Origin of the sequence: Streptomyces sp. 13-12-16 (assembly GCF_002114215.1) — a bacterium.
Classification (GTDB): Bacteria; Actinomycetota; Actinomycetes; order Streptomycetales; family Streptomycetaceae; genus Streptomyces.
Window position 1 is genome coordinate 1815 of the sequence record NZ_NCTE01000585.1, and the last position, 4946, is coordinate 6760.

5 protein-coding genes and 1 pseudogene are annotated in these 4946 nt (G+C 72.5%); 2 read left to right on the top strand and 4 right to left on the bottom strand.

The window, feature by feature from the left end:
- Positions 1 to 123: 123 nt before the first annotated feature.
- Both B7767_RS23395 and B7767_RS23400 read right to left on the bottom strand, forming a co-directional pair.
- Positions 124 to 669, bottom strand: a complete 546-nt coding sequence (locus tag B7767_RS23395) for an ATP-binding protein (RefSeq protein WP_179167253.1) — start codon at positions 667 to 669, stop codon at positions 124 to 126.
- Between the two features lie 183 nt (positions 670 to 852).
- Complete coding sequence (locus tag B7767_RS23400) at positions 853 to 1176, bottom strand: hypothetical protein (protein WP_030865918.1); 324 nt, start codon at positions 1174 to 1176, stop codon at positions 853 to 855.
- A gap of 332 nt (positions 1177 to 1508) precedes the next feature.
- Here B7767_RS23400 and B7767_RS23405 point away from each other — a divergent pair, with 332 nt between their 5' ends.
- Positions 1509 to 2633 (top strand): PLP-dependent cysteine synthase family protein, encoded by a 1125-nt coding sequence (locus B7767_RS23405; protein ID WP_085573926.1) that lies wholly within the window; start codon positions 1509 to 1511, stop codon positions 2631 to 2633.
- Between the two features lie 3 nt (positions 2634 to 2636).
- Here the strand turns inward: B7767_RS23405 and B7767_RS23410 are convergent, their stop codons facing one another.
- Both B7767_RS23410 and B7767_RS23415 read right to left on the bottom strand, forming a co-directional pair.
- On the bottom strand, positions 2637 to 3107 hold the full coding sequence (locus tag B7767_RS23410; RefSeq protein WP_085573927.1) for an SRPBCC family protein: 471 nt from the start codon (positions 3105 to 3107) through the stop codon (positions 2637 to 2639).
- Positions 3108 to 3167: 60 nt separating this feature from the next.
- A complete protein-coding gene (locus tag B7767_RS23415; protein ID WP_085573928.1) occupies positions 3168 to 4016 on the bottom strand; it encodes a DeoR/GlpR family DNA-binding transcription regulator in 849 nt (282 codons plus the stop codon).
- Between the two features lie 286 nt (positions 4017 to 4302).
- Between B7767_RS23415 and B7767_RS23420 the strand changes: the two are divergent.
- Positions 4303 to 4946, top strand: a pseudogene (locus B7767_RS23420) (hypothetical protein); the annotation flags it as partial.

Below are 4946 nucleotides of genomic sequence, written 5' to 3' on the forward strand. Positions count from 1 at the left end.
AGGGGCGTTGGAACTACCGGAGCACTCGGCCGGCGGCAGCGCGTCCGCCGCCGGGGACCCGCGGGCCGGGAGGAAGCCGGGGGCTCCACCGCCGGCTTCCCGCCGACCCGCCGGTCGCCCGTGTCAGCCGGGGACGGTGGAGCGGGCGGGGGTCCGTTCGGCGTGGTGGTCCCCGGTGGTGTGTTCCACGAGGGCGACCTCCGCGAAGCGGTGGTCGGCGGGCTCGCCGGCCGTGATCCGCGGTTGCCGGTCCCAGGCGGGCGCGGCGGTCGCGGACGGTGTCGGCAGGGTGAACCACACGATCTTGCCGGACTCGCCGTCCGGCACCGCGCCCCAGCTCTCACTCATCGCGGCGACCATCGCCAGCCCGCGCCCGCACGTGGCGAGCGGGCTCGCGTCCGCCATGACCGGCAGGCGGGGGTCGTGGTCGTGCACCGACACCTTGAGCCGGTCGAGCAGCAGCTCGATCTCGACGGTGCACGTCTTGTCGGGCCGGGCGTGCCGGTGGACGTTGGACAACAACTCCGTCACACCGAGCGATGCCCGGTCTATCAACGAGTCCATATGCCAGTAGCGCAACTGCGCAGATACGATTCTGCGGACTTGGCCGATCCGCGACGGCAGGGCTTGGAGCTCCACCGCGCAGTGCCTGCTTGGGTGAGTGATCACGGCTGCGACTCCCCGACGTGAGGTCCGGAAGAACACGGAAGGCGGATCCAGCAGGGCGCCTGCGTGACACTGCCGCCTGCTGTCGTGGCCGGCGGGCTGGTTCGCAGCGTTATCGCCGGTAAACCCAGAGTGACGTGAGACCAGCGTGACGTACGGGGCGAAGTGACGCAAGTCACGGACATCTCAGGCGCCGCGTCCCGACGCCCGGCGCACGGCCTCGATGAAACGGCTGGCGGCTGGCGGACCGGGTTCGCCCGGCGCGGGGTCGTGATCGCCCAGGGTCAGCGAGTACCGGTTGCCGTTGAGGTCCGCGAGCGCCCGGTCCTCGGGGGCGAACCAGGGCCTGGACGCCCGTACCGCCTGCACCGGCGCGCTGTCGATCTCGCTTCCGTAGCTGGTGAGCAGCTCCAGCCGGCCCTCGCTGATCCGGACCTGGCCGGCCCGGGTGAGCGAACGCAGCCGCTTGCCGATCCGCACGCCCGTGGCCGTGAACTCCGGCTCCGCCATGCCACCCGCCCCCTTGTGCGCGTCGGTGCGCCGGACCGTGCTCCACGGGCCGGCTCCTGCCCAGCTCCAGTGTGCCCCCGTACGGGGCCCTGCTCACGCCGGTGCAGTCTGCCCGCACCCGCCGTCGAGCACCAGTGCGCGCGCCACCGTTCCCCGGCGCTCGGGGTGCACTCGCGCCAATGCGCCCCCCTGTCGCCACGTTGCGCGCCCCAGGGTGCCTTTGAGTGGCTCAAAGGAGTGTTTATGCAGGTGAGAGGTGGTGCGGATGGTGCTTATGATCGGGGTACCGGCCGCGCGGGACGCCGTCGGCGCTCAGCGTAAGGAGCCCTGCCGTGAGCACTCCCCGACAGACCCTGACCGGTGCCACCCTCGACGTCGACCACAGTGACGCCGCCTACCGGGCCTGGCTGAAAGAGGCCGTACGCAGGGTGCAGGCCGACGCCAACCGCTCGGCCGACACCCATCTGCTGCGCTTTCCGCTGCCCGAGCGGTGGGAGATCGACCTCTACCTGAAGGACGAGTCGACCCACCCGACCGGCAGCCTCAAGCACCGGCTGGCCCGTTCGCTCTTCCTCTACGGGCTGTGCAATGGCTGGATCCGTCCGGGCCGCCCGGTGATCGAGGCGTCCAGCGGTTCCACGGCCGTGTCGGAGGCGTACTTCGCGAAGCTGATCGGCGTGCCCTTCATCGCCGTCATGCCGCGCACGACGAGCGCCGAGAAGTGCCGCCTGATCGAGTTCCACGGCGGTCGGTGCCACTTCGTGGACGACCCCCGCACGATGTACGAGGCGTCGGCCGCCCTCGCGGCGGAGACCGGCGGCCACTACATGGACCAGTTCACCTACGCCGAGCGGGCCACCGACTGGCGGGGCAACAACAACATCGCCGAATCGATCTTCCGTCAGCTGGAGTTGGAGCGGTTCCCGGAACCCGCGTGGATCGTCGCCACGGCCGGCACCGGCGGCACCTCGGCGACCCTCGCGCGCTACGTCCACTACATGCAGTACGACACCCGCGTCTGTGTCGCCGACCCGGAGAACTCGTGTTTCTTCGAGGGCTGGACCACCGGCGTCCCGGACGTCGCCTGCGACCGCGGTTCCCGTATCGAGGGCATCGGCCGGCCCCGCATGGAGCCGAGCTTCGTGCCCGGCGCGATCGACCGGATGATGAAGGTGCCCGACGCGGCCAGTGTCGCCGCGGTACGGGCCCTGGAGCGGGTCATCGGCCGCAAGGCGGGCGGCTCCACCGGCACCGGGCTGTGGAGCGCGCTCAAGATCGTCGCGGAGATGGTGGCGGACGGGCGGCGGGGAAGCGTGGTGACGCTGCTGTGCGACCCGGGGGACCGGTACCTCGACAAGTACTACTCGGACGCCTGGCTGGCCGGACAGGGCCTGGACATCGCGCCGTACACGGCGGCGATCGAGTCCCTGCTGCGGACCGGCGTCTGGCCCGACTGAGGGCTATCCCGCGAGCCTGCGGTCCAGCGAGGTCACCGCGGAACGGAACGCCCGTCCCAGCCCCGGCCGGGCGGCCCTCAGCACGAGCCGGAAGGCCGCGGTGCCGTCGGCCGCGAACGTCCACCGCACCCGCGTGCCCGTCCCGGTGGGGGCGAGCCGCCACTCCTCGGCGAGGGCACGGGCGCCCGGCGCGTTCGTCACGTCGACGCGATAGGCGTACACCTCGGGCTCCTCGGTCACGAGGACCGTCTCGCGGAACCGGGTGCCGCCACGGAGCCGGATCTCACGCCCCGCGCCGTCGTCGAGGGGGCGGGACAGGGTGACCGCCCCGAACCACTCCGTCCAGCCGGTCACGTCCTCGGCGAGCGCGCGGTACACCCGCTCCGGCGCGGCGGCGATCTCCCGCACGAAGACCAGGCGTACGGGCGCCGTCCGGACGAACTCGTGCCCCACGGGGCGCAGACGGTGAGCCATGGGCGTATCCCCTCGACGAGTTCCCCGGCCCCGGCGGCCGGGCGGCCGGCTGCCGGGCCGTCAGATGTCCGCGGCCTCCGAGGTTTCCGCGTCCTCCGCCGGCTCGCCCGCCACCACCAGCCGCCGCAGATGCTCGGACACCTCCGCGCGTGCCCCCGCGGGCAGCCCGGAATCCGTCACCAGGGTGTCGACCTGCTCCAGGGAAGCGAACGAACTCAGCCCCACCGTGCCCCACTTGGTGTGGTCGGCGACCACGACCACCCGCCGGGCCGACTGCACCAGGCGCCGGTTGGTCTCCGCCTCCGCGAGGTTCGGCGTCGACAGCCCCGCCTCCACCGATATGCCGTGCACCCCGAGGAACAGCAGATCGAAGTGGAGCGCCGCGATCGCCTGGTCGGCCACCGGCCCCACCAGCGAGTCGGACGGCGTGCGCACCCCGCCGGTCAGGACGACCGTGGCCGCGCCCTGCCGGGTCCCCGACGTGCGCTGCGCCGCGTGGAACACATCGGCCACCCGCACCGAGTTGGTGACCACCGTGAGGTCGGGAACGTCGAGCAGCCGGTGCGCCAGCGCGAAGGTCGTCGTACCGCCCGACAGCGCGATCGCCGCGCCTGGGGAGACCAGTTCGGCCGCCGCCCGCGCGATGTCCTCCTTGGCGGTCGGCTCCAGGCCCGACTTGGCCTCGAACCCGGGCTCGTGCGTGCTCGCCTCCACCACCGGGACCGCGCCGCCGTGCACCTTCTCCAGCACGCCCTGCCGGGCCAGCGCGTCGAGGTCGCGGCGGACCGTCATGTCCGACACGCCGAGCTTGCGGGTCAGCTCGTTGACCCGGACTCCGCCCCGGCGCCGGACCTCGTCCAGGATCAGGGTGCGCCGCTGCTCCGCGAGCAGGTTCTGATTCTCGCTCACGTACGCTCCGGTCCTTTCGCCGCAAACCGCCCGACACGCCCCGCACCCTCTGCGACGAGCAGGTTTCCGACCGTCATCGGTGCGCGGACGTCCCATCCTCGCATGCCGTGCCCCACGGGGCGCCACCGGTGGCTCGTCGCGCACATGCCACTGATTTTCCGTACGTCGCTTGCTTGTCGCACGGATCGGGGAGATTACGTGAGGAGAGGTGCGAGCCGTTCCGGCACGGGAGATCCTGTGCCCGCACGGACGGAGCCGACGGGGCGTCACGGGGGAAGTGCGAACAGTGAAGAGCACGCAGCGACACGGACCGGCCGAGGGCACCGACGGGACCGCCCTGGAACTCCTGGTCCACGGGGTGGGCGGCACCACCCCCCAGGAAATGCTCGACGACCCGCGCACGGTGCGGATCACCGGTGACGACATCGCCGCCGTGTTCCGCCGCGCCGATGACGCCGACGCGGAACGCCGGCCCGCCGGAGGGCGCGAGGGGCCCGTCCCCGAGGCCTACGTCTGGTGCAACCTCACCTCCGGGAACAGCACCCGCGCCCTGTGGCTGCTGCTGCTCCCCTTCATGGTGGTCAACCTCGCCCACTGGATGCGCCCCACCGCCCACGGCCGCCGGCGCGCGGTCCGGCTGTACGGGCTGCTGGTGCGGCTGGCCGGACTCAGCCTGACGGTGCTGCTCGTCGCGGCCGCCTGCGAGGTCGCCCTCGACCTGGCCGCCTGGCAGTGCGCGGGCACGCGCGCGTGCGCCGAACGGCACTCCTGGCTCGGCTTCCTCTCGCCCGGGACGTCCGACGGCGGCTGGTGGAGCACACCGGGCCGCAGGCTGGCGCTCGCCGCCCTGGTGCCGGCCGCCCTCACCGGCCTGCTGTGGTTCCTGGCCCTGCGCACCTGGAGCGCGTACGAGTCCCAGCAGCCGATGAC

Coding starts and splice junctions, on each gene's coding strand:
- B7767_RS23400 (WP_030865918.1), bottom strand. CDS start 1,176: ATGGCGGAGCCGGAGTTCACGGCCACGGGCGTGCGGATCGGCAAGCGG.
- B7767_RS23410 (WP_085573927.1), bottom strand. CDS start 3,107: ATGGCTCACCGTCTGCGCCCCGTGGGGCACGAGTTCGTCCGGACGGCG.